This is a genomic window from Dyadobacter linearis (assembly GCF_907165045.1).
GTDB lineage: Bacteria > Bacteroidota > Bacteroidia > Cytophagales > Spirosomataceae > Dyadobacter > Dyadobacter linearis.
In genome coordinates, this window is record NZ_CAJRAU010000004.1 from 172,607 (window position 1) to 197,333 (window position 24,727).

Genomic DNA, 24,727 nt, shown 5'->3' on the forward strand with positions numbered 1-24,727 from the left:
ATTTTACAGTTTTCTGGCCATTTTATTCTGGTAGTAATTCATAAAATCTTCCAGCTGCTCCACAGGCATTTTGCGGGCAATGATCTTTTTATTTTTATCCAGAATATAGATCATCGGAGTAGTCACCACATCGAATTTGCGATTGAAATCTATGGTTTTCAACGCGTCGAATCCGTTCGTAAGCTCTTCCAGGTGGTAAGTTTTGATAAACGATTTCCACTCGGCCAGGTCGTGCTCGGTGGAAACCGCCACTACCTTAATTCCGTTTGCTTTATTCTTGTCGTAAAAATCCTTCAATTTCGGGGAAGCTTCCTTGCAGTGGCCGCAAGTGGGTGCGTAAAAGAACAAAACGGTATAATTTGCCTGGATCGCCTGCACGCTGACCTTCTTTCCGCTGGGGTCGGTAAGGCTTAATGCAGGGAAAGTTTTCCCAACCAGCAGCACTTTCAATGTATTCACCTTCTCGGCTATACGTTTCTTGGAATCTTCGGAAATGCCCATGTCGCCGGAGAGGTAATATTTTTCGGCCAAATGCACCCAAACAGCCTCAGTACCTACTGTTTTAGGATTTTCATACTGATTGGCAATATAAAAAACCACCCAGGCTTTCGCATCCTTGTTTGCAGAAGCTTTTTTGATCATCAGATCGGCGTCGCGGATCAGTGAATCGGGGGTTTGTACGACGAGGTTTTTGAAATAACGATCGAGGCGCGGTTCCAGGAATGGGGTATTGACAATTCTTGCGTCCGCAAAGTCGAATGCATCCCAGTAATGTGATTTGTAGTAGTTGAATACCCAGATCGAGTCGGGCTTACCGTTCGCTAATTTTGGCGCCGTTGGTACATCGGGGTCGATTGACATTTTCAGCAATTGCGAAGTAAACGCTTCCGGATTGTCAGTCAGTACTTTCTGACGGTAGGCTGTAAAACTTTCCTGTATCTCGCGGATCTTAACCTTGGACTCGGGAGTGCCGGTTTTACCCAAAGCTTCAATTTCCTTCGCGCCTTTTTTCAGTTCTTTCTGGTAGTTATAAAAAAGCTCATTTTCCTTTGAGCCGGTAATTTTCATGTTCCCGATCATATCGACCGTGTCCGTTTCTATCGCGAAACTGGTCTCTTTCCCCGAATAGATCACTTCGATCAGTCGTTTGTTGCCCGGGAACAGGATCACGTACAAGCCGCCGGGAAGATTTTGCGGACCTTCAAAAACGATCTTACCATTCGCGTCGGCTTTGGCTGTGTCTTTTGGTACAAACTGGTTTGGAGCGCGGTTGTAATGCCCGATAATAAAGGACGAATCCTTCACGCCTTTGATCGTCGCTTCAAGCCGATACCCTTGCCCGAATGCATTTAAAGATAGTATTGAGACTAAAAACAGGGACAGGAAGGAAGTTCGGAAAGACGGGCTCATCAGATGGAAGTTTGCTTATCAGTGTTTATTTTGATTATTTCAAATCACGGCTGCAACAAAATTAGTTTCAAAACGACAACTTCTACCAGGTTCTTATTCAAATGTTTTTTTTTCTGTCAAAAGCAATAGACTTCCTGGTAATGCCGCTGAGCATTATCCTGTTATTCCTGGTTTACGGATTTTTTGCTAAAAACAACAAGCGGAAAAAGTGGGCGATCGGGCTGGCCCTTATTTCACTTTACCTTACATCCAATAGTTATCTGGTTATCAAAGCACTCAACGCGTGGGAGCCAAAAGTGACTTCCATGCAGCAGATTCAAGGTACTTACGACGTCGGTGTGCTGCTTTCCGGCGGACTGATAGCGGGTAGCAAACCCTATTCGGATCTGGTTTCAATAGGCGATAACGGTGACCGCGTTTTGCAGACTTTCAGGCTGTACAAGGCGGGAAAGATCAAGAAAATATTGATCACCGGCGCTAGCCTGGAATATCAGATGAAGCTGCGAAAAGGCGAAACACGTGAGGCTGCGGCGCTGATGGTCCAGTGGGGAGTTCCTGCTTCGGATATCATGTTTGAGGAGAAAGCCAGGAATACGCGCGAAAATGCGAAGTACTCGGCTGCTATCCTCAAACAAAAATTTCCATCCGGCAGATATATGCTGATCACATCGGCCTTCCACATGCGCAGGGCGCGGGGCTGTTTTGAAAAAGCAGGGATCAAGGTAGATATCTTTCCCGCTGATTACCACGGAGGTTACAACGATATCAGTTTCAATACCCTCGTAATCCCCGACGCAAATGCTTTTGCCGATTTTAGTATATTATGGCATGAACTGGTCGGCTATATTGTGTATAAGATCGCCGGGTACAGCTGAAAATCCAGTGCGTTTTAAACGCTCAGGATCTTCACCATTCTCAATAAATCCTCATTAATAGGCTTTGGAAGACGGATTGTGTCTTCAAACGGGGTATAAACAAGGTCGTTGTTGACAATACCCGCCATTACATTTTTCTGTCCGGCGATCAGACCTTCCACTGCACCCAGCCCGAGGCGGCTTGCTAGGATACGGTCGTACGCAGAAGGCTGGCCTCCGCGCTGGGTATGTCCCAATGTAGTTACACGGATATCCGCATTTTCATCTACCTGCGCCTTGATCTTCTCGGCTACTTCCTGTGCACTTCCCTCTTCGTCACCTTCGGCAACTACAATAATGGAAGATGATTTCGAGCGGCTCCATCCCTGTTTCAAAGTTTCAACCACTTCTGAGATCGGGGTTAGCACTTCCGGCACCATCACCAGTTCGGCGCCGCCGGCAATACCTGATTGTACTGCGATATAGCCCGAGTCACGGCCCATTACTTCAATAAAGAATATACGGTCGTGCGAGCTGGCGGTATCACGGATCCGGTCGATCGCGTCAAGCGCAGTGTTCACGGCAGTATCGAATCCGATCGTGTAATCTGTTCCGTAAAGGTCATTGTCGATCGTTCCGGGTGCACCAACTGTCGGAATTCCGTATTCATTTCCAAAAATCATGGCGCCGGTGAAAGTACCGTTTCCGCCAATCGCCACCAGACCTTCGATCCCATGCGCCTGCAAGTTCTCGTACGCTTTTTTGCGTCCTTCCGGTGTCATAAATTCTTTACTTCTTGCCGATTTGAGGATAGTACCTCCCCGCTGAACTATATTGCTTACCGAGTGTGATTCCATTTTATACAAATCACCGGCAATCATTCCGTTATATCCTTTTCTGATTCCAAAGACTTCAATCCCATGGTAGACAGCGCCGCGGACAACTGCCCTGATACAGGCGTTCATACCAGGTGCATCTCCTCCTGAGGTAAATACTCCAATTCTTTTCATTTAATGTCGGGTTACTTCTATTCTTTTAAATGTGTCGTGTCTTTTCAACCATAAAAGGCACAATTTCCGCAAATTTATCCGGTATTTCCTTAAAATATATAACCAAATTCTTAATTCTGTTAAAATTTTGCCGGAACAAGATTCTCGTTTTGCACCCTAAACATATATCAATACTTATATATTTGCGCCTGTTAATAGAAATATAATATTCACTTTCAGCCTGCCTTCTGAAACGTCACTGTTTGAAAAGTGATATTTTTGACGGCGCGGTGAAATTCGCTCTGCAAATTCCAAAACCAAGCCCCGGCTTACTTATTATCGAAATGAAAAATCTGATTTCCTGGCAAAAAAGCTGGCCCCACCTGATTGCTGTCATTGGCTTCATCCTGCTGTCGATCATGTACGTTTCTCCCGTTTTGCAGGGCAAGAAAATGGTTGCCGGAGATGATATTCAGGCGAAGGCAGCTGCAAGAGAAGTGCTCGATTATCATAAGCAAACAAAAGAATGGTCGTCGTGGACGAATGGGATGTTCGCCGGAATGCCCGCCTACCTCGTCGCGACGGATTATCCTACCAGTATTTCCACAAAAATAGGTCAGGGTGTGAACAAGATCCTGCCTGCTCCGGCCAATTACCTGCTCATCGGCATGGTGAGTGCGTATGTACTCTTTCTCGTGCTCGGTGCCGGCGGCTGGCTGGCTGCACTAGGCGGGGTTGCCTTTGCGTTCTCGACTTTCAATGTGATCAACCTCGAAGCCGGTCACATTTCGCAGGTAATCGCCATTATGTACGCGCCGGGCGTGATTGCGGGTGTTATAGTCGCATTCCGGAAAAACTGGCTGGCAGGCGCCGCATTGACCGCGCTTTTTCTATCTCTGGAATTATATGCCAATCACGTGCAGATTACCTATTATCTGGGCATCGGAATAGTGATTCTGGTAATTATTGAAAGTGTTTCCTTTATTAAAAGAGGTGCGGTAAAAGAGCTGGTTCCTATTTTGGGCGGGCTCGCGCTGGCGGCCGTGCTGGCTGTGGGAACGCACACGACCAGACTATGGAATGCATATGATTACACCAAAGAAACCATTCGCGGGAAGTCGGAGCTAACCAGCAAAGATCCTTCCAAAAGTCCTGAAAAAGGCAGCGGGCTGGACAAAACCTATGCATTTGCATACAGTTATGGATTCGGTGAGCTGCTTACATTGGTTATCCCGAATGCCTACGGAGGCGCCGGATATGGGCCGCTTTCTACAAATTCTGAAACTTATAAAACACTTACCGCGAGGGGCGTCGACGCTGCCAATGCGCAAAGCATTATCCAGCAAATGCCGCTCTACTGGGGAGATCAGCCTATTATGGGCGGCCCTAACTACGTCGGTGCGATCGTTTTTTTCCTTTTTGTACTCGGTATTTTTATTGTTAAAAGTCCGCTCAAATCTTGGGTAGTAGGTGTGGTGTTGCTGTATATTGTCTGGGCTTTGGGAAAAAGCTTCGCCGCGGTCAACTACCTGTTCTTCGATTATTTCCCGATGTTCAACAAGTTTCGCGCGATGACGATGGCCGTGTCACTGGCGCAGCTGCTGATGGTTATGCTTGGAATTCTGGCGCTGATCACGGTTGTACAGCGAAAAATCACGTGGAAAGAATTTCAGAAACCATTTTTAATATCACTCGGTATTACCGGTGGCTTAATGCTGATCATGGCGGTTATGCCCACACTGTTTTTCAGTTTCCAGGCTGCCGGCGATTCGACCACCTACGAGCAGTTTGCACAACAGACCCAGGATAAGGCATTTGCACAGCAGCTTGTTAACTCAATCGTGCAGGATAGGGTGGGTTTGATGAAAAGTGACGCATTCAGGAGTTTGATATTCGTATTGCTCGCGGCAAGCCTGATCTGGTTGTGGATGATCGAAAAAGTGAAGCCGGTAGTGCTGTATGTAGCCTTATTTGCATTGATGATCTTCGACCTTTTCGGTGTGGATAAAAGGTATCTCAACAATGAGGATTTTGTGTCGAATTACGTGGCGCAGGGAAATATTGCACCTTCGCCAGCCGACGAACAGATATTGCGCGATCCCGATCCTAACTACAAAGTGTATGATCTCACAGCCCGTCAGGGCGCATTCAATAGCGCAGAGGCTTCTAATTTCCATAAGTCATTGGGCGGCTATCACGGTGCGAAACTTCGGCGGTACCAGGAGCTTTTCGAACGGCAGATACTCACTGAAAGGCCCAATTTTGGCATGGTGAATATGTTAAACACAAAGTATTTTATCAGTGCAGACCAGCAGGGTAACAAAGTTGCGCAGACCAATCCGGGAGCGCTCGGGCATGCCTGGTTTGTAAATAGCTTTAAAATTGTCCCAAACGCCGACGCTGAAATGGCTGCGCTCGATTCGCTGAAACCACGCACAGAGGCAGTACTCGATCAGAAATTCGCTTCTAAACTGCAAGGTCTGAGCATCCAGCCGGATTCTGCGGCGGCAATTAGTCTGATCAGTTATAAACCGAATGAGTTGATTTACGAAAGCAATGCAAAGGGCGAGGGGCTGGCTGTTTTCTCAGAGATATATTACAATGTACGCGACGAATGGAAAGTGACGATCGACGATAAACCTGCGGACTTGCTGCGGGCGAACTATGTACTGCGCGCATTGCGGGTACCCGCCGGGAAGCACACGATCAAGTTTAGTTTTGAGCCTGTTTCGGTAGATGTAGGTCATAAAATTGATCTGGCCAGCTCACTGTTATTATTAGGATTGATCGCGGGCGCTGTATTTGTGGCAGTTAAAAACAAAAAAGCATGAAAAAGCTGCTGCTGATTTTATTGGTAGTATTCGCATTTGCAGGTTGTAAGAAGCCCGAAGTTGATACCGATCTTTTGCTGGTAGCCTACCCAAATCCTGCTACGAGCCAGATCTCGGTATACCTGATAAACGACCAGCAGCAAGCCTGCATTATCCGTATTTTTGACCCGAATGCAAAGCAGATCGCCGAGCTGAAAGTGGATGCGGGCACTTCAACCAGCGGTATTAAATTCGACCTGGAAGGGCAGGACAGAGGTACTTATCAGGTAGTAGTGGAAATAGGAGGTATTACACTCATCGAAAAATTTTATAAAGTATGAGATTCCTATCCGCGATTTTTTGTGCCTTGTTCCTGACAACCGCGTTTGATTCTCATTCTCAAACCAAATCAACCGCATGGTATGCGACGGCCAATGGTAATTTTTACCTGCCCGTCGACAACCGGTTAAAGGGCGTTTATCCGATTTTGGGTTACGATAAAACAACTTCTCCCAAAATACTCCTGGGCGGCGTCGGGTTTGGTGCAGCAATGCTGAAACCGCTGAGCAAGGATTTCAGCTTCAAAGCACAAACTAATTTTTCCAAACATACTTACTGGGAGGAGCAGGTGCAGATGAGAGATTATGTCGCCTCTTCGATCGGATACTTTCAATCCGGTTCTTCGGATTACGGACTGGGCCTGGCTGCAATGATCCATTATTTTCCCGTTGAAGCTTTCTCAATAGGAGCCGGAATCAGTGCGCAGGCTACTTTAATTTCATTTTCAAGAACTCCCGGAATGTACATCGGTGCAGATATTGATCCCGGTTTCGTTGTAAATCGCTATTACAAACCGGTCATGCCGATGGTGCCGGTTGAGCTTTCGTATAAACTGAAAAGTTTGCTGTTCAATGTGCGTTACGAGGCCGGATTCACCAACAGAATAAAAGGAGACCTGGCTAAGTACAAAACTGATAAATTTAGTCTCCTAACATTCGAACTTGGGTTTTTGCTCAATTAAGGCGCTTTTCCAAGGTTAATTTTTCTAAAAATCTATCAAAAATGACAGACAGGAGATATCCGATTGGTCCGTTTGTTCCTCAGGAAAGCTACACTGAAGAAGAGCTGACCGAGTTGATTGCTACTATCGAATCCGCTCCTTCGGCCTATCGCGAGCTGGCGGCCAGCTTTTCAGAGGAGGATCTTGCCAAGACTTACCGGGAAGGCAGCTGGACTGTTCAACAGCTTATTCACCACGTGGCAGATATCCATTTGGTGCACTTTTTCAGAATGAAAAAAGCATTGACCGAACCGGATTATAAAGAGGTTACATTGATCAATATGGACGGTTGGGTCAAAACGCCGGAAGCTAATTTTTACCCTGTTGAAGATTCGCTGGCTGCTTTTGAAAGTATTGGAAACCGGTATGTTTACCTCGCCAAAAACCTCACTGCCGAGCAATTGGATATTGCGTATTTTCATCCTGTCCGTCAAATCTGGATCAGTCAGAAAAATGCATTGGCAATGTCGGCCTGGCACGTTAAGCATCATTTTGCACATATCGAGCTCGCGCTGGGGATTCTTGAATAGCTTTTAATGCAAAAGTATGTCACAAGCTACCGGTAAATATCTGATCCTCATTGGTCTGGCGGTTGTTCTGATTGGCATTATCGTTTATTTCCTAAGTGATAAATTGCACTGGCTCGGCAGATTGCCCGGCGATATCCGCGTTGAAAAGGAAAATTTTAAATTTTACTTCCCAATAACTACAATGCTACTGCTCAGCGGGTTGCTGAATTTGGTTATTTGGCTGGTAAGGCGTTTTTGGGGTTAGTACAGGGTATTCTATTCTGTAAAATCATGAGCAATATTTCCGGGAGTATTATTTATCTTTTTGTTTTTGTCGTTGTTTGGCGCATGTTGCGGGAATCCGGCGAATTGCAAAGAGCAAGTAAGGCACGGTTTTCGATGTTGTATTTGCATGAAAATTCTCCTTACCGGCGCGACGGGTTACATTGGAAAACGGCTGCTCCCTGTATTGCTTGAAAATGGGCACGAAGTAGTATGTTGCGTCCGCGATAAGAACCGGTTTCCCACGGGCGGCATCTACGCGCAGCCCGGCATTTCTCTCTACGAAGTTGATTTTCTGAATGATAAAGTGGCTGAAAAGCTACCGGCTGGGATCGACGCTGCCTATTACCTGATTCACTCCATGAGTGCTGATTCAGGGGATTTTGAGAAAATGGAGGCAGTTTCGGCCAGAAATTTTATGAATCTCATCGCTGATTCTGGCATTAAGCAGATCATTTATCTCGGCGGGATCACCAATAGTAAGGAGCTTTCTAAACATTTATCTTCCCGAAAAAAAGTGGAGGAAATTCTCGGTGGAAGCGCTATTCCACTCACGGCCGTAAAGGCGGGAATTATTGTAGGATCGGGCAGCGCGTCTTTTGAGATAATTCGGGACCTGGTTGAAAAATTGCCCTTGATGGTCACACCTAAATGGCTCACTACCAAGAGTAAACCTATTGCTATCCGTAATATCCTGGAATTTCTTTCCGGTGTTTTGTTAAATGAAAAAACATTTGACCGTTCTTTCGACGTGGGTGGCCCGGAAGTGCTGACTTACAGGCAAATGCTGTTGCAATTTGCAGAAGTACGCGGATTAAAACGCTACATTTTAACATTGCCGGTGATGACGCCGAAGCTGTCGTCATACTGGCTCTACTTTGTCACTTCGACCTCCTTCAAACTGGCCGCCAATCTCGTCAATAGTATGAAAGTAGACGTTGTTCCGGAGAATAACGAGCTGGAACAAATGCTGGGCATAAAACCGATATCGTATAAGGAAGCCGTTTCGCTGGCTTTTCAAAAGATCGAACAGAACAATGTCGTTTCCAGCTGGACGGATTCATTTGTTTCGAGCTATTCAAACAGCTACATGATCGAACATATCCGCATTCCGAAAGCAGGTTGCTTTACGGACCGGCGCCAGAAAGAAATCACCGAAGATGTGGATCAGGTTGTTGAAAATATATGGTCGATCGGTGGCCGGCGCGGGTGGTATTATGGAAACTGGATGTGGAAGCTGCGCGGATTTATGGATAAAATGGTCGGTGGAGTGGGGCTACGTCGTGGCAGGACTAACGCGCATTCCATTTATAGTGGCGATACCCTCGATTTCTGGCGGGTACTGGCGGCGGATAAGCCCAACAAAAGATTGCTGCTTTATGCAGAAATGAAATTGCCTGGTGAGGCCTGGCTCGAATTCAAAATAGTGAGCAAAGATTCCAAAAACTACCTGATGCAAACTGCCACATTTCGCCCGAAAGGGCTATTGGGCAGGTTATACTGGTACTCCGTGCTGCCTTTCCACTTTTTTGTGTTTGAAGGTATGGTCAAAAATGTGATCGGGTACCGGGAAGAAGTTGTTTGACGGCGGGTGTTACCAGATCAAAATGTAGTTTGAGCTTCTTCCGCCAGCTTCATCTTTATACAAGATTCCTTTGTTTATCAGATCCTGGATATCTCTCCCAGCGGTGTCTTGTGAGCTTTTTGTAATTTTTGCCCACTTCGAAGTTGTCAGTTTTCCAAAGAAATCATCCTCCATTTTCCTGACCATCAGTTGTTGCCTCGCATTCAAAGTCACGTCTGCATTTTTATCCCAAAATGCTGCCCGTTGCAATACTACATCCAGCATTTGCAGCGTGTTGCCTAGCGAATCCTTCAAGCATTGAAGATACCAGTTCAGCCAGTCTGTGATTTCCAGGTTATTTTTCTGGGTCTTTTCAAGCACCTCGTAATACTCATTTCGGCGCTTTCTTATCTGTGAAGACATACTATAATAGCGTTGCGCACTTCCTTCTGCACGCGCCAGTTGCATATCCGCGATCGCCCTCGCAATCCTTCCGTTTCCATCGTTAAATGGGTGAATGGTAACAAACCAAAGATGAGCGATTCCGGATTTCAGAACAGGGTCAATGGCCTGGTTACTATTGAACCAGGTAAAAAAAATGCGCATTTCTTCTTCAAGACGAGCCGCATCAGGTGCTTCAAAATGAACTGTTTCCCTACCTATTGCTCCCGAAACCACCTGCATAGGACCTTTCCCGCCGTCGCGCCATCTGCCGGTTGCAATTGCAAACATGACGCTTTTACCCGAAGGAAATAGAGACGAATGCCAGCCAAATAAGCGATCATCCGTAAGTATATCGGTAAAGTTTTGCGTTGCATCCAGCGTCATTTCCACTACACCTTCTACATTCCGGTCAGAAGGCACAAGGCCTGCTATTTCCAATCCGAGCCGTCGGGCTATGGAAGATCGAACCTGGTCAGGATCCAAATGTTCCCCCTCAATCTCGGTAGACTTGAGTATATCTTCGGTAAGTGTTTTAAGAGCGGCTTGTGTTCGGGTCAAAAAGCCAAGTGACTGCATTCTCCCGGCAACTACACCTTGCAGGTAACGTACTTCTCCCAGCGTTCGGGATAAGTCTGATTCTTCCCACGTAAATTCCGGCCAACCCGCTTTTTGATGGATGTACAATGCCATATTGCTTGATTTGCGGTGAATATAATCACTATTCTCCGCAATAATGCGGAGAATAGCCTACTTAATCTCCGCATGCTCGTCAAAACCAATAAAAACATGGATCCAGATTGACCTGCCTAGTCTGATAATAATGGGTTGCAGCAGGAATAGAATAACTGTCAGCGCTACGAAAAACCAGTTCATTTCCATCTTGAAATACCCTAAAAACAAGATGGAAAGCAGCGTCATAATGAAAATGACGATCGGGAAGCTAGTCCATAACGCGCCAATATAAAAGCCAGGTTCTATCTTGAAATCCTGGCCGCAGGCTGCGCAGTGATCGGGCATATCCAGACTACCTTTCAAACTATAAGGATTTCGTTTTATAAAAAGATTTCCTTGACGGCAGCGCGGACATTTGAAGGTGATAATGCTGGCTAACTGCATGTTACTTACGGACAGGCTTCAAGCCGAGCATCGGTCTGGTCCCGATGGAAGCCGGTTGTTTCTGGAATGTCAATAAGCTGGTGATCTCTTGTGGTTCTATATATTGACGATAGCCGGAAATGTATCTCTCAATGATAAATGCCTCTTCCCGCTCAAATGAAACCGATCCGGTTCCGATAAATGCGGACATATCATACAGCTTTTTGTGCCAGATCGCCGCGCCGAGGTTACCATCGAAATGGTAGTGATTTTCAAATCCATGATCGAATTTAAAGTGGATCGGCTTCCCCGCATTCGCGATCAGGCTCTCCGGCGTACCCGTTAATGTGATCGGAATGTAAGTTTTCTTGTCATAAATAAATCCGCCGTAGTTATTTTTAATATGTTCCCGCATATTGCGTGGCGCGTCGCCGACCAGCAATGCATCCACCAGCAAAATGAGTTTCGCTGCATTGAATTGTTCGGGGTTTTCGATAAGTGGGAGTGTTGAAATGCGTATCATCGGCGGAAAAGTTACTGAGTTGCAAAGTTAACTAACAATTGTACCGCGTTTACGGCATGATAATTTTCGATTGGAGCAAAAAATATACAAAATTCAAAAAAATCAATGACAGTAAAAACGTACAGGTTCATCGGCCTTCTGGGCGATGGACGAGAAAATTTCAGTGATAAAGAACTGGATCAGGAACAACCAACCGAGCCTGTCGTAATCGACGCATTCGGCTTTTCGGATGTGTACAGGTATTCGGGATATGTGTTTTTGAATGAAGAATGGTATAAGAAATACGATAAAAATTCCCACGCCGATACTTCGAAAATTGACAGTTTGCTCGTTAATCTGGTAAAATATGCCGTGAAAGATTCGAAGTCGGAGAATTTGGCGAAAGTGGAGGCTTACCTGCAATCTCCGCCGGAGACCGTGGAGCAGGCGATTGAGGTTTGGAAAGGGTTTTGGGATCCGGCGCTGAAGCGGATATAGCGTTTTCGCACGTCCCCGGACTGAAGTCCGGGGTAATTGATTTTGGGCTTTGCTTGGTTACGTTTTTGCACGTCCCCGGACTGAAGTCCAGGGTAATTGATTTTTGCCTTCGCTTCGCTGGGCTCTGACTTTGTTGTTACCAACAAAAGGGTAACCGACAAAACTGCCTCGCAAATCAATCGTTACCGCGGCCGCGGTTTGGGAACAGGTATTTGGTGACTGCCAGGAAGAATGCGGCTACGTTGATCGTGGTGGTGGTGATCAATGCAATGGTAACCTCGTTCGAAAGTGTGAAATCAAGGTTGAAGTTGGATTGCTTGAACTGGATCGTTTTGAAGCCAACCATCAGAATTATTACAAATATTCCGAACAGCCACAGCGCGACCATCCAGAAAATGAGTTTGGCGTATTTCTTCCGCTCCTGCGTGTCTTGCCGGTAGCTTTCCAGTTCAGCTTTGTTTTTTTCCTCGGCGTAGCCCGCGGTACTTCTTGGGTCACGCGTTGCAAATACTTGACTGTCAGTCGTAATCTGATCGGGAATATCAGACTGACTGTTGATCACGTCGGCTACATTCTGGACGATATTGGGTGATGGCATCGGTGGTGCAGGCTGGCTTTATGGCAAAATTCTACTCAAATTTCGGGTTAAGCTTCCTGGGTAGAGATATTGAAAGATTCTTTGAAATACTGCTTGGTCAGGTCCGGGTTGATCGGCGTGTTAAGTGCCCGTTTGGCAGCCACGTCCCAGGGCGAGCCCGGTAAATGCGTCCAGTTCGCGAGCTTGATACCGTCTACACTTTTGGCAATATTCCAGACATCCAGTAAAATCGATTGCGTATTGGCGTCAAGATTGAGGTCGCCCGAGGGTTGCGGCGCGGTGATTGGCTTGTCGGCCCAGCCTTTGAAAGTATTATAAACCGAAGGAATAACGGGCCCATATCTCCAAGCCTGAATATCATCGGCCAGCAGCGGTTTTTCTGTGAGCGCCAAATGCATTCCATTGGCCAGATAAAGCACTTTTTGCAATTTCATGTTCGTGAGCGGCACGTCGTCTACAATGCCGAGATTCACGAAATAAGAAGCTACCTTAATTGCATCGTACATATCAATAATCTTAGTTTGTGAGAAGGAATTAGAATAAAAAGCAACAAAAATGTCCTGAATATAACGAAATATCTTTGAAAAATAGTTTCGTAACAGGGCTTATTGCGCTTGTAAATAGCTTTCGGTACGGAGATTTTTTTTGTGGTAAATAAAATTTAGGTCGTATCATTATACGCAGATTAAGTTAGTTTCATTTTACTTAGAGTAGCATGCAGGAAGACATTCTTTTGCAGATCAGCAATAAATTAAAGGAGGTAAGGAAAAACAAAGGAGTTACTCTTCAGGAAATTGCCGACGATGCCGGAGTGACCAAAAGTCTGGTTTCTCAAATTGAAAACAGCCGCACCATTCCCTCGCTTCCCGTCATGCTCGGGCTCATCAAAGCATTGGACATCGATCTCAATGTATTTTTCAACGATATTATTTCCAAAACACCAGGCGAAAATGTGCTGATCCGCAGAAAAGAGGACTACCAGCCATTCACGAAAGAGAATGCGAAAGGCTTTTTTTACCAGCGGATATTCAGCAAGCAATTCAAGGATAATCACATTGATGTGGTCCTTTTACGGCTCGAAAAAGATGCGAAGCGGCCGATGGTAAAGACCAATGCGTTCGAATTTAAATACGTGTTGCAGGGCTCCGTTGAATACACGGTCGGAAAGAATAAGTATGTGCTCAATCAGGGCGATTCCATGTTTTTCGACGCGAACGAATTGCATAACCCCAAATGCATCGACGGCGACGAGGTGTTGCTGCTTGTTATCTACTTTTTTCACGATCCTGTGTAGCCTTTCTTTACACTCCGCACTTATCTTCTTCGAAAGTTAAATATAAATTAACATTCGCTTAATTTGTTTTTACGTCATTCCTTCTAGTTTTGTGAAATCAGTTCGTGTTAGCGGGCTTAGTTGACGGGTTAAGTATTACTTTACTATTGCCCATCCTAAATCAGATTTTTCACCAATTATTGAGAATTGAAAATGATAGAGTTAGTTGTTTTTGATATGGCCGGAACGACGGTTAAAGACAGGAATTTCGTCGGTATTGCCTTTCAAACCGCCATGCAATCGCAAGGTTATGATGTGGCTGTTGAAATCATTAATCCCTTAATGGGCTACGAAAAGCCGCTGGCGATCAGGATGATGCTGGAAACGCATGAAGCTGAAAAGTCAAAAATAACAGATGAATTGGTGAGCAGCATTCACAAGCGGTTTGTGGATGAAATGATCCATTTTTATAGCACCACCCAGGAAATAGCGCCGCTTCCAAACGTGGAAGAAACATTCGAAACGCTTCGCGCAGAGGGCATTAAAATTGCTCTCAATACTGGTTTTTCAAGAGATATAGCGAATGTGATCGTCGAGCGGCTGGGCTGGGCAGATAAAATAGATATGCTGGTTGCCAGCGACGAGGTACCGCACGGTCGCCCGTTCCCGGATATGATCAATAAAATGATCGCCGAACTGCAAATCACTTCTCCTGAGAATGTCGCCAAAGTAGGTGATACCGAGGTAGATATCAATGAAGGGATCAATGCAGGCTGCAAATATGTGATCGGGATTACGACGGGGGCATTCACGCGGGAAGCATTGCAGCCACATAATCCTACTCATATTATCGACGATATCGCAGCTGTTGTGAATATCGTTTCTCCCAGTCACAGTTTGGCGTAGTCTGTTGTAAATCAGTTAGTTTTATTCAAAATGAACAAATCTGCGATTGTAATCGGAGCGGGCATTGTCGGGCTGGCTACTGCCCGTGCACTGGCTGTGAGAGGCTATCAGGTAACAGTGATCGAAAGGTCTTCCAAAGCAGTGGGCGCTTCGATCCGGAATTTCGGAATGGTGTGGCCGATCGGGCAGCCGGAAGGAAAGCTTTACGAACGCGCATTGCACGCCAAAAGCATCTGGAAAGAGGTACTGGCCGGCGCAAAATGCTGGTCGCAGGAAGCGGGCAGCCTGCATATGGCGTATCATAATGATGAAAAAGAAGTAATACAGCAATTCGTGGAAGTGAGCGGATACCGTCCTGTCAGTTTTCTGAATGCTGCCGAAACGCTTGAAAGATCGCCGGCGGTAAATGGAAGCGGTCTGCTCGGTTCTTTGTATTCAGAAGACGAGATGATTGTGGATCCGAGAGAGGCGATCGCCGCAATACCAGGTTACCTCGAAGCTACCCAGGGCATTACATTTATCTGGAACACAGCGATTTCGGAGATCAATTTTCCGCAGGCAGTATCAGGAACCAAAAGCTGGTCGGCGGATGAAATATATGTTTGCAGTGGACAGGATTTTGAGACCTTATATCCCGAACATTTCGGCGCGGCGCCGCTTACCAAATGCAAGCTGCAAATGCTGCGACTGGAAACCCAGCCTGAAAACTGGCGGATCGGACCGGCATTGTGCGGCGGGTTGTCGCTGATCCACTATCACGGTTTCAAAGCAGCCGCCTCGCTGCCCGGATTGAAAGCGCGTTACGAAAGTGAATATGCCGAACATTTGAAATGGGGTATTCACGTCATGGCGTCGCAAAATGGGCTGGGAGAGATCACAGTGGGCGATTCGCATGAATATGCACTCACGTTCGATCCTTTTGACAGGGAATTTATCAATACCATGATCCTCGATTACCTCGCCACTTTCGCGCGGTTTAAATCTCCGAAAGTATTCCAGACCTGGCACGGGATATATCCCAAACTGACAAATGGGAAAACCGAGATCGTGATCAGGCCCGAAAGCGGAGTTACTATTATAAACGGGCTCGGCGGCAATGGAATGACACTTTCTTTCGGTTTGTGCGACGAAGTGATAGGAGGTACCTACGCACCTATTGACTAAATATAGCTTTTACTATTCCTAAATCCTTTCCTATGAATCCAATCCGGGTTTTGGTCGCTCTTACCGTCTGCTCAATTGCATTGACTTCCTTTCAAACATCAAAAGAAGGTCCCGCCGGGATTGAACATGTGATCGTGATCGGGGTCGACGGACTCAGTCCTGACGGTATTAAAAAAGCAAAAACGCCATTTATCCAGAAAATGATCGCGGGCGGAAGTGTGAAATGGAATGTGCGCACGGTACTTACCTCGGCGAGCAGCCAGAACTGGGCTTCAATGATCATGGGCGCCGGGCCGGAACAACACGGCATCATTAACAACGACTGGGAAATGGACGATCACTCACTACCGGCGATCGTGAACGAAGCCGACGGTCGCTTTCCGACGATTTTCAGTGTGCTACACAAGGCGCGGCCCGATGCAGAAATTGGTGTGGTTTATCACTGGGATGGATTTGGGAGGTTGTATCAAAAGAATGCAGTTAATTACGACAAACGATTCTCCACGGAAGATTCCACTGCTGCCGATTTTATCCAATATATTAAAACAAAAAAACCGGCACTCGGTTTCATTCATCTGGACCACGTAGATCACGCGGGGCACCACGGCGGGCATGGTTCGGCCGAGTATTATCAGTCTGTTTCCAAGGCTGATTCGCTGGTAGGGCAGATACTGAAGGGAATTGAAGACGCGGGGATCATGGATAAGACGCTCGTGATCCTCTGGGCAGATCATGGCGGCATTGGTTACGGACACGGCGGTGCCACGCCTCAGGAAGCTGAGATAGCAGGTGTTTTTTATGGGAAGAGTGTAAAAAAAGGGTACGAAATCGCGCAGCAGGTTTATACATACGACCTGGCTTCTACGATCGCATTTGCACTCGGAATCGAGCAGCCTTATGCCTGGATCGGGCGGCCGGTAAAGCCTGCTTTCGAAGGTTTGAATGAGCCTGAGAATCTCTGGCTGGGCGAAAAAGCAGTTCAGATGCCGGTTATTTTCCCAGACAGAAATCTCTACGCACAAGCCGGCGGACTTTATATTGATAAAAAACCTTCGGTGAAAATAGAAACCAAGGCGAATAATGGCGTGACGCGCTACACCACCGACGGGACCGAGCCTGATCAGTCTTCTCCGGTTTACGAAAAGGAATTTACAGTCGACAAAACGACCGTAGTCAAGGCGAGGAGCTTTGATGAAAAAGGTAACCCGAGCCAGCGCGCCACTGCCTATTTCAGGGTATTGAATTCGGGTAGCGGCAATGGACTGACAGCCACTTTTTACCCTGGGAAAGAATTGAAGAAACTGCCTGATTTTACCAAAACACAAAAAGAAACCAGCTGGACCTCACCCGAATTCAATATGGAAAAGGAGAGGATCAGTAAGTTGATGAAAGCTGGTAATGAGAGTTTTGCATTGCGATTCGAGGGTTTTATACAAATTGACAAACCGGGTAAATATACCTTCTACACCCAGTCTGACGATGGCAGCAAGCTGTTTATCAATGGAAAAGAAGTGGTGGATAACGACGGGAACCACGGCGTGAAAGAGGAATCCGGTTCCGTGGAATTGAAAGCGGGCAAACACCCGATTAGGGTCGAATATTATAATAATGGAGGCGGGTTTTGGCTCGATGCATTCTACAAAGGTCCCGGGCTGACCAAGCAGCTGATTCCTGCGGACAAGCTTTTTATCAAATAATCAAACAATACACTTCCTGACAGCTCACAAAATGGCAGAAGCGCACAACCGAACAGAAGGAGATATTAACCTATCGTCCGCCCGGCGCGAGTGGTATGCATTGATCAGCGACGCAGAGACGGTTTCCTATCTTCACGAAGATGAAACGCACTTTCTGCACCAGTCGCTGTCAACACCCTGCCTGGATGTGCTTGCTTCCTGCGACGGTATTTATCTCACTGATGTTCAGGGTAAAACGTACATGGATTTTCATGGTAACAATGTGCATCAGCTCGGTTACCGCAATTCTTATATCGTCGAAAAACTGAAAGAGCAGCTGGATATTCTGCCTTTTTCCCCAAGAAGGTATACCAATGTGCCCGCTATTGAGCTGGCCAAAAAGCTGTGTAGTCTGATGCCGGGCGACCTGAACCGCGTGCTCTTTGCGCCGGGCGGCACTTCGGCGATCAGTATGGCATTGAAGCTGGCCCGAGTTGTGACGGGGAAGCACAAGGTTATTTCGCTCTGGGACTCATTTCACGGTGCTTCACTGGATGCGATCTCGGCTGGCGGCGAACTGGATTTCAGGAAAGATATGGGACCGTTGATGCCTGGTGTTGAGCGAATTCCGCCACCTATGACCTACCGCGGGCCTTTTTCAGCAGCCGGAAACGGCGACCTGCCTTATGCGGATTATCTGGAATATGTGATTGAAAAAGAAGGAGATATTGGTGCATTCCTGATCGAAACGATCCGGAATACCGACGTACAGATTCCGTCTCAGGAATACTGGCAAAAGGTGCGGCGCATTTGTACGAAACACAACGTTTTGCTCATCCTCGACGAGATCCCGATCGCATTCGGGCGTACGGGCAAAATGTTCGCATTTGAGCATTATGACTTGGAGCCTGATATTGTTTGCCTCGGAAAAGGACTCGGCGGCGGTATCATGCCAATGGCGGCGATCGTAGCGAGAGACAGTTACAATATCGCTCAAAACATTTCCCTAGGCCATTTTACGCACGAAAAAAGTCCGCTCGGCTCCGTAGCTGCGCTCGCGATGTTTGAATACATGGAGCAGAACCAGATCCTTGAAAAAGTAATGCAGGACGAGGAATTTATGAGGGAGGAATTGAATGGACTTAAAGCAAAGTTTCCGCTGATCGGCGATGTGCGCGGGATAGGGTTATTGTGGGGAATTGAATTGGTTACCAACCGTGAAACCAAGGAAAAAGCAGTGAAGCAGGCAGAGATCGTGATGTACGAATGTCTAAAAAATGGACTGAGTTTCAAGGTTTCCCAAGGAAATGTGATCCAGCTTTCGCCACCGCTCATTATCACGCGTGGGCAATTGAAAGAAGCTTTGGCAATACTTGAAAATGCATTGAAAATCGCGTCGGACGCAGTCTGACAAAAATGAGGGAATATGCGACTGAAAGAACTACTTGCCCGCTCAAATGCATTGTTTATTCTGTGGGCTATTATCGCCTCTTTTGGAGCTTATTTCTGCATGTACGCATTCAGGAAGCCGTTTAGCGCAGGTTTATATGACGGCTTGCAGTTGGGCGATATCAGCTATAAAGCGGTTCTGATCATCGCGCAGGTCGCCGGTTATACGCTCTCCAAATTCATGGGTATCCGGGTTATTTCAGAATTAAAACCAGGTACCCGGATCGCATTTGTGATCAGTCTTGTCGTAATAGCTGAGCTGGCGCTGCTGGGTTTTGGCCTCGTGCCGCATCCTTATAACTTTCTTTTCCTATTCCTGAACGGACTCCCGCTGGGAATGGTTTGGGGCGTTATTTTTAGTTTTCTGGAAGGGCGCAGATTCACGGAAATGCTATCTATCGGGCTTAATATCAGCGTTATAGTAGCCTCCGGTATTTTGAAAACTACCTATCTTGAAATCCACCTTTCGTTTCCTGCAATATCCGAATTCTGGATGCCGGCGCTGATGGGCGGACTATTTCTTCCTTTCTTTCTGCTGTTTGTCTGGATGTTAACCTTCATTCCTGCGCCCACCAAAGAGGATATCCGGTTGCGGGCAGAGCGGCCGCCGATGACGCAGGCGGATAAAAAGGAAGTGATGAAACAGTTCGGATTTCCTGTATTCTGCCTCGTTATTTTCTACGGTACGATCGTAGTGATGCGCGATTTTCGGGACAATTTTATGATCGAGATCTGGAATGAAATCGATGCGCATTGGGTAAGCAGCGTATTGACCAAAACTGAAATGATCACCGGCTTCATCGTCCTGATCATCATCGGCTCGCTCGCATTTGTTACCGACAACCGGAAGGGTTTCAGGATCACAAATTTCATTTTGCTGTCGGGAATCCTGCTGATCGGTGGCGCGACCTTCTTATTTGAACAAAAACTGATCAGCGGATTTTCCTGGATGCTATTCCTGGGAATGGGCTTGCTGCTAAACTATACCTTGCTCCAAACTGTACTTTTCGACAGAATGATCGCGCTTTATCGAATCCGTGCAAATGCCGGCTATTTCGTTTACATCTGCGAAAGTATGGGTTATATGGGCAGCGTGGGATTGCTGTTATACAAAGAGTTTTTTCTGAAAGAACTCAGCTGGTCCCACGTGCTGATGCAGTTTTCTTACCTCCTGTTCGGAGCTGGGTTTTTGTTGCTGCTGCTGAGTAATATTTACCTGGCGAGGCGTGCAGACGGGCAATCGCCCAAAAATGGTTCTCCTATTGTTGTGATTTAAACCGGGCACAAAAAAGGGTAAGCTAGCGAATAGCTTATTCAATACAGGCGAGTGTTACTACTTGTACTAATGCTTATTCGGCAATGCAGGTAAGCGCGCAAACTTCGATTGAGTTACTCAGTTTTGCATTTGATCAGAATATAATCAAGATCTCCCTTCGCTGAAAAGGCGGCTATTTGGGTGTATTTTTCATAATTATCCCAGCGCTTGATCTCGTCTTCATCCAGTTTTGGTTCAATGTTTTCTTTCAGATTAAGCAATCCCAGGATCACGCGATTTTCAAACTCATAATCTGACAGATCTTTCAGAACAATGCGGTCTGCAATTTCATTGATAAAGATGATCTCAATCTTACCTTCCCGGTAAATGCGTTTCGGACATTTCTCGCAGCCGGCTTTTGCGTCGCTGAAATAGCTGTCGAGCTTGCCCGGCCCGAGTATCGCTTCTACCTCCTGCTCATTTCTGAATGCAACCTGTCCGAGGTCCAGCGCTACGGTCACTGTGGCGTTTTCATCGTGTTCATCCAGGACGAAAAATTTGACAAAAACAGCAAGAAGGATGATAATAAAAACAACGAATTTCCAATTTGCCCATTTGCGCTTCACCGTACTTTGTTCCATGAGGATGGTCTGATTTTTTAATTGAAGATATTTAATCAGGTAAACAACGAATATCATGCCAGCTTCTTTGAATCAGATTGTCCCTACGCCGCAGTCGAACTACGACCAGCTTTCCATTACGGAGGCGACGGGAATTCAAAAAAAGCTGCGCGGATTTCTGAACCTGGATCCGTTGGAAAAGCAGATCCGGACCATTGCAGGTGCTGATATTTCATTGTCACTCGGCAGTGATACCGTTTATGCCGGGATGATTATTCTCAGCTATCCGGATTTGAAGCCTGTTGCCTATTCACTCATCAAAAGCACCACTGCATTTCCCTATGTGCCGGGCTATCTTGCGTTCCGTGAAATTCCGGCCCTATTGCAGGCTTACGAACAAATTCCTGAAAAACCCGATGTAGTGATGTTTGATGGAAATGGCTTTTTGCACGCCCGGAGAATGGGTATCGCTTCCCACTTTGGGGTTTTGACAGGAACCGTAACTATGGGCTGTGCGAAGAAAAAGCTGGCAGGCATTTACCAGGAGCCCGGCGAAAGTCGGGGCGCATATACGCCGGTGATAGACAAAGGAGAGCAGATCGGTTTTGCACTCAGAAGTAAAGAGAAAGTAAAGCCGGTGTTCATTTCGCCGGGGCACAATATGAGCTTTGACGATAGTATGAATATCACATTGAAGTGCCTTAATAAACACCGACTGCCCGAACCAACCCGAAAGGCCCACGAATATGTGAACCTTTTCAGGAATGGAGAATTAAAGGAAGGTTACCACGAGATCAAAGAGTTGCGGCTATTCTAATCCGCGCTGCCGCCTTGACCTCCAAAGAGCTACTTCAAAACCTTATCGATCTCGTTTAGCAGGTAATTTTTCGGGTCAGAATCGTATTCCCAGAACATAACGCCTGCCAGTTTGTTGTCCAGCACGTATTGGCATTTGTCCCGGATCGATTGCTCGTCTTCATAGCTCAGTATCTGGCCCGTTTTTGCATTGAGCAGATAAGGTACCTTCGCCACATCGTCACGCATTGCTTTGAAGCCTTTTTGATCTACCAGACTATCTTTTACATAAGTATAACCCTTGTAATACTCCTGATTCGTCTGTTTTTGTCCCAAACCATTTTCCAGTTTTGCGACCGTAAACATCCGGCTGTAAAACGGCAGACCAACCACCAGTTTATTAATTGGTACGCCCGCCGCATGGAATGCTTTTACAGCCTTATCAACCGAATGTGCGGCTTTGTATTTGTCGCTCTGGTACAAACTTGCGTGATGCACAACGGTATCTCCCTGAAAAAGATCGTAGGTCATTAAATTTACAAAGTCCAGATATTCAGCAGCTTTGCCCATTTCTGTTGTATTCAAAAACGAAACGAAGCCGGCGGTTGCGGTAGTCAGGAGCTTATCCTTTCCGGATTCTTTTTCTAGAACATCCAGTTCTTTGCGGATCGCTTCGAACATCAATGTATAATTTTGTTTGTCCTCTGGCCTGTAAACGTTTCCTTCTTCACCTGGAATTGCAGGGTATTCCCAGTCGATATCCACACCATCGAGCTTATATTTTCGGATAATATCCACCGAGCTGGCTGCGAATTTCTTCCGGGCTTCTTCCGTGAGCACTGCGTCTGAAAAATTCTCACTCCACGCCCAGCCGCCGATCGAGATCAGGATTTGGAGGCCAGGATTTTTTTCTTTGAGTAAATTGAGCTTACGGAAATTGGTAGAATCGGTTTTTTCATTTGTTAAGAATGCTTTACCGTCTTTCACATCTACAAATGCATAATTGATATGCGTCAGCTTATTGGCTTGTATATTCTCAGTATCGAGCAGCCCGTGGAAGCCACCCACATACCCGATCACGACCGGCCGGGATTTGGTCTCAGTCTGAGCACCTTCATTTTTTTGTTCTGATTTACAGGAGGAGGCAAAAAGCAGCGAACCGGATAATAAAAGCAGTGCGCCGGAAATCTGTCTGACAGATTGGAGAGTAACCATCGGATTGGGGTTGAGTGAAGCATTAAAATAAATATTACTTCAACTCAACTCCTAATAAAAATTGGCATTGCACGTGGTTTAATCCGCTTCGTGCATGTTTTCCAGCTTTTGAAGCGCTTTCTTGATATCAATACCTTTACCCAGCACACCTTTGAACAGATCGCCTTTTTCCTCCACCCGCTGCAAAATATTTTTGATTGTAAAATCGCTGGTTTTCAGGCCGCTTTTGACCTCTTTCCATTCCAGCGGGGTCGATATAGTGGCGCCGGGTTTTGGTCTTACGCTGTACGCGCAGGCAAGCGTCTGCCCGATCCTGTTTTGGAGATAATCGACGTAAATGTGGTTTTTCTTTCTTTTGGCCAGAGACCTTTCCAGGGTTGTAATGCCGGGCAGCATTTCTGTGACCATACTAGCCATGATTTCCGCAAAATCGCGTGCTTCGTCGTAGTTGTATTTTTTATTGAAAGGAATATAAACATGCAATCCCCGAGACCCGCTTGTCTTGCAAAAACCTTCATAACCGATCTTATCCAGTATTTCCTTGATCGCCAGCGCCACCTCGATCACCTCTTCGAAAGTGTTTTTGGGGGAAGGATCAATATCCATGACGATGTAATCTGGGTATTCCAGCTTGTTGACGGTCGAATTCCAGGGATTCATTTCAATGCAGCCCAGATTGGCCACATACAACAAACTTTCCACATCATTACAAACGAGGTAGTTTACCATTTTATCCGTGGATTCAGCATGTATCTCCACCGTTTTCACCCAATCAGGCGCTGAATCTCCTGCATCTTTTTGAAAAAAGCCGGGCTCTGTAATCCCGTTGGGTTGCCGCCGCAGGGAGAGCGCGCGGTTTTTGAGATAGGGTAAAATATACGGTGCGATCTTACTGTAATATTCCAGCAGATCCCCCTTTGTGATCTTTTCGTCGGGCCAGTATATTTTGTCGAGGTTGGTAAGTTCCGCGTGCTTTTTCATATCAGGATGCTTTTCGTTTCGGTGCGCTCAAACTTTCTTTCAGCTGCGCCATCAAATCCTTGCTCTTCGAATGTACGATCTTCATTTTCGGCGTGGCGGGTTTCTTGCCTTTCGCTTTCGCCATGATGAGTTTCAGCAGGTTTTCATTGTAGGTATCCTTGTATCTCGAAATATCAAAATCGGTGGTCAGTTGCTCGATGAGCTGCACCGCCATATTCATTTCGGCCGGTTTAACTTTAATATCCGGGATATTCAGTTCCTCGGAATCTCGGATCTCCTCGGCGAAACGAATTTTATTGAGTATCAGCAAATCGCCTGCGGGCTTGATCAATACCAGACTTTCCCGGTTGCGCAATACATAAGTACCAAGCCCGGCTTTGCCTGTTTTTTTCAATGCATCGCGCAGCAATGCGTAAGGTTTAGCGCCAGATTTTTCGGGTTGCAGGTAATAGGGTGTTTCGTAGTAAATGCTGTCAATATCCTTTTCGTTGACAAACTCGGCGATCTCGATGATCTTGCTTTTTTCGGGGCTGGCCTTTTCAAAATCTTTATCGTCCAGAATCACATAATCGTCTTCTACTTTGTAGCCTTTCACGATATTTTCCCACTGGACTTCCTTGCCGGTATTTGCATTCACGCGGTGGAATTTGATATTGGCGTGGTCTTTTTTATCCAGCATATCAAGGTCCAGCTCGCTGCCCTGCGTTGCACTGAAAAGTTTGACGGGGATACTAACAAGGCCAAATCCAATGGCTCCTGACCAAATAGCTCTCATAAT

26 protein-coding genes are annotated in these 24,727 nt (G+C 46.3%); 15 read left to right on the top strand and 11 right to left on the bottom strand.

What is annotated here, in order from left to right:
* Positions 1 to 3: 3 nt before the first annotated feature.
* Entirely contained in the window at positions 4 to 1,410 is a 1,407-nt protein-coding gene (locus KOD92_RS15300; protein WP_215234451.1) for a TlpA family protein disulfide reductase, read from the bottom strand.
* Positions 1,411 to 1,511: 101 nt separating this feature from the next.
* Here KOD92_RS15300 and KOD92_RS15305 point away from each other — a divergent pair, with 101 nt between their 5' ends.
* Positions 1,512 to 2,285 (top strand): YdcF family protein, encoded by a 774-nt coding sequence (locus KOD92_RS15305; protein ID WP_215234452.1) that lies wholly within the window; start codon positions 1,512 to 1,514, stop codon positions 2,283 to 2,285.
* Between the two features lie 14 nt (positions 2,286 to 2,299).
* Here the strand turns inward: KOD92_RS15305 and pfkA are convergent, their stop codons facing one another.
* Positions 2,300 to 3,274, bottom strand: coding sequence for a 6-phosphofructokinase (gene pfkA / locus KOD92_RS15310; protein ID WP_215234453.1), 975 nt, complete (start codon positions 3,272 to 3,274; stop codon positions 2,300 to 2,302).
* 323 nt (positions 3,275 to 3,597) lie between these two features.
* On the opposite strand from pfkA, the gene KOD92_RS15315 reads away from it, so the two are divergent.
* The 6 genes from KOD92_RS15315 to KOD92_RS15340 all read left to right on the top strand — a co-directional run bounded on the left by KOD92_RS15315 (position 3,598) and on the right by KOD92_RS15340 (position 9,499).
* The gene (locus KOD92_RS15315; protein ID WP_215234454.1) at positions 3,598 to 6,084 is read left to right on the top strand and encodes a YfhO family protein; all 2,487 of its coding nucleotides are present in this window, start codon (positions 3,598 to 3,600) and stop codon (positions 6,082 to 6,084) included.
* Positions 6,081 to 6,404 (top strand): T9SS type A sorting domain-containing protein, encoded by a 324-nt coding sequence (locus tag KOD92_RS15320; protein WP_215234455.1) that lies wholly within the window; start codon positions 6,081 to 6,083, stop codon positions 6,402 to 6,404. The genes KOD92_RS15315 and KOD92_RS15320 overlap by 4 nt, the downstream gene beginning before the upstream one ends.
* Complete coding sequence (locus KOD92_RS15325; protein WP_215234456.1) at positions 6,401 to 7,084, top strand: hypothetical protein; 684 nt, start codon at positions 6,401 to 6,403, stop codon at positions 7,082 to 7,084. The genes KOD92_RS15320 and KOD92_RS15325 overlap by 4 nt, the downstream gene beginning before the upstream one ends.
* Positions 7,085 to 7,125: 41 nt before the next feature.
* Positions 7,126 to 7,653, top strand: coding sequence for a YfiT family bacillithiol transferase (locus tag KOD92_RS15330; protein ID WP_215234457.1), 528 nt, complete (start codon positions 7,126 to 7,128; stop codon positions 7,651 to 7,653).
* Between the two features lie 16 nt (positions 7,654 to 7,669).
* Positions 7,670 to 7,897 (top strand): DUF2905 domain-containing protein, encoded by a 228-nt coding sequence (locus KOD92_RS15335; protein ID WP_215234458.1) that lies wholly within the window; start codon positions 7,670 to 7,672, stop codon positions 7,895 to 7,897.
* Positions 7,898 to 8,044: 147 nt separating this feature from the next.
* Positions 8,045 to 9,499 carry an SDR family oxidoreductase gene (locus KOD92_RS15340; RefSeq protein WP_215234459.1) on the top strand — a complete coding sequence of 485 codons (1,455 nt, stop codon included), beginning with the start codon at positions 8,045 to 8,047 and terminating at the stop codon, positions 9,497 to 9,499.
* Positions 9,500 to 9,508: 9 nt separating this feature from the next.
* Here the strand turns inward: KOD92_RS15340 and KOD92_RS15345 are convergent, their stop codons facing one another.
* The 3 genes from KOD92_RS15345 to KOD92_RS15355 form a co-directional block, all read right to left on the bottom strand.
* Positions 9,509 to 10,612, bottom strand: coding sequence for a Fic family protein (locus tag KOD92_RS15345; RefSeq protein WP_215234460.1), 1,104 nt, complete (start codon positions 10,610 to 10,612; stop codon positions 9,509 to 9,511).
* Positions 10,613 to 10,669: 57 nt separating this feature from the next.
* A complete protein-coding gene (locus KOD92_RS15350) occupies positions 10,670 to 10,957 on the bottom strand; it encodes a DUF983 domain-containing protein (protein WP_215234461.1) in 288 nt (95 codons plus the stop codon).
* An 82-nt stretch (positions 10,958 to 11,039) separates the two neighbouring features.
* Complete coding sequence (locus tag KOD92_RS15355; protein WP_215234462.1) at positions 11,040 to 11,540, bottom strand: hypothetical protein; 501 nt, start codon at positions 11,538 to 11,540, stop codon at positions 11,040 to 11,042.
* Positions 11,541 to 11,645: 105 nt separating this feature from the next.
* Here KOD92_RS15355 and KOD92_RS15360 point away from each other — a divergent pair, with 105 nt between their 5' ends.
* Positions 11,646 to 12,017: a hypothetical protein gene (locus KOD92_RS15360; RefSeq protein WP_215234463.1), complete on the top strand. Its 372-nt coding sequence runs from the start codon at positions 11,646 to 11,648 to the stop codon at positions 12,015 to 12,017.
* A gap of 175 nt (positions 12,018 to 12,192) precedes the next feature.
* Here the strand turns inward: KOD92_RS15360 and KOD92_RS15365 are convergent, their stop codons facing one another.
* Positions 12,193 to 12,615, bottom strand: a complete 423-nt coding sequence (locus KOD92_RS15365) for a hypothetical protein (RefSeq protein ID WP_215234464.1) — start codon at positions 12,613 to 12,615, stop codon at positions 12,193 to 12,195.
* A 47-nt stretch (positions 12,616 to 12,662) separates the two neighbouring features.
* Positions 12,663 to 13,121 (bottom strand): Panacea domain-containing protein, encoded by a 459-nt coding sequence (locus KOD92_RS15370; RefSeq protein WP_215234465.1) that lies wholly within the window; start codon positions 13,119 to 13,121, stop codon positions 12,663 to 12,665.
* A gap of 209 nt (positions 13,122 to 13,330) precedes the next feature.
* Here KOD92_RS15370 and KOD92_RS15375 point away from each other — a divergent pair, with 209 nt between their 5' ends.
* The 6 genes from KOD92_RS15375 to KOD92_RS15400 all read left to right on the top strand — a co-directional run bounded on the left by KOD92_RS15375 (position 13,331) and on the right by KOD92_RS15400 (position 20,359).
* Entirely contained in the window at positions 13,331 to 13,909 is a 579-nt protein-coding gene (locus KOD92_RS15375; RefSeq protein WP_215234466.1) for a helix-turn-helix domain-containing protein, read from the top strand.
* A 192-nt stretch (positions 13,910 to 14,101) separates the two neighbouring features.
* The gene (locus KOD92_RS15380; protein WP_215234467.1) at positions 14,102 to 14,794 is read left to right on the top strand and encodes an HAD-IA family hydrolase; all 693 of its coding nucleotides are present in this window, start codon (positions 14,102 to 14,104) and stop codon (positions 14,792 to 14,794) included.
* Positions 14,795 to 14,824: 30 nt separating this feature from the next.
* Entirely contained in the window at positions 14,825 to 15,958 is a 1,134-nt protein-coding gene (locus tag KOD92_RS15385) for a TIGR03364 family FAD-dependent oxidoreductase (protein ID WP_215234468.1), read from the top strand.
* Between the two features lie 32 nt (positions 15,959 to 15,990).
* On the top strand, positions 15,991 to 17,655 hold the full coding sequence (locus tag KOD92_RS15390; protein WP_215234469.1) for an alkaline phosphatase family protein: 1,665 nt from the start codon (positions 15,991 to 15,993) through the stop codon (positions 17,653 to 17,655).
* Positions 17,656 to 17,686: 31 nt separating this feature from the next.
* Positions 17,687 to 19,045: an aspartate aminotransferase family protein gene (locus KOD92_RS15395; RefSeq protein WP_215234470.1), complete on the top strand. Its 1,359-nt coding sequence runs from the start codon at positions 17,687 to 17,689 to the stop codon at positions 19,043 to 19,045.
* Between the two features lie 15 nt (positions 19,046 to 19,060).
* Positions 19,061 to 20,359, top strand: coding sequence for a DUF5690 family protein (locus KOD92_RS15400; protein WP_215234471.1), 1,299 nt, complete (start codon positions 19,061 to 19,063; stop codon positions 20,357 to 20,359).
* Positions 20,360 to 20,472: 113 nt separating this feature from the next.
* Here the strand turns inward: KOD92_RS15400 and KOD92_RS15405 are convergent, their stop codons facing one another.
* Complete coding sequence (locus KOD92_RS15405) at positions 20,473 to 20,979, bottom strand: hypothetical protein (protein ID WP_215234472.1); 507 nt, start codon at positions 20,977 to 20,979, stop codon at positions 20,473 to 20,475.
* 55 nt (positions 20,980 to 21,034) lie between these two features.
* Here KOD92_RS15405 and nfi point away from each other — a divergent pair, with 55 nt between their 5' ends.
* Positions 21,035 to 21,775 carry a deoxyribonuclease V gene (nfi, locus tag KOD92_RS15410; RefSeq protein ID WP_215234473.1) on the top strand — a complete coding sequence of 247 codons (741 nt, stop codon included), beginning with the start codon at positions 21,035 to 21,037 and terminating at the stop codon, positions 21,773 to 21,775.
* A 29-nt stretch (positions 21,776 to 21,804) separates the two neighbouring features.
* Here the strand turns inward: nfi and KOD92_RS15415 are convergent, their stop codons facing one another.
* The 3 genes from KOD92_RS15415 to ku all read right to left on the bottom strand — a co-directional run bounded on the left by KOD92_RS15415 (position 21,805) and on the right by ku (position 24,724).
* The gene (locus tag KOD92_RS15415; RefSeq protein ID WP_215234474.1) at positions 21,805 to 22,968 is read right to left on the bottom strand and encodes a glycoside hydrolase family 18 protein; all 1,164 of its coding nucleotides are present in this window, start codon (positions 22,966 to 22,968) and stop codon (positions 21,805 to 21,807) included.
* Between the two features lie 78 nt (positions 22,969 to 23,046).
* A complete protein-coding gene (gene ligD, locus KOD92_RS15420; RefSeq protein ID WP_215234475.1) occupies positions 23,047 to 23,949 on the bottom strand; it encodes a non-homologous end-joining DNA ligase in 903 nt (300 codons plus the stop codon).
* A gap of 1 nt (position 23,950) precedes the next feature.
* Complete coding sequence (gene ku, locus KOD92_RS15425; protein WP_215234476.1) at positions 23,951 to 24,724, bottom strand: non-homologous end joining protein Ku; 774 nt, start codon at positions 24,722 to 24,724, stop codon at positions 23,951 to 23,953.
* Between the last annotated feature and the right edge of the window lie 3 nt (positions 24,725 to 24,727).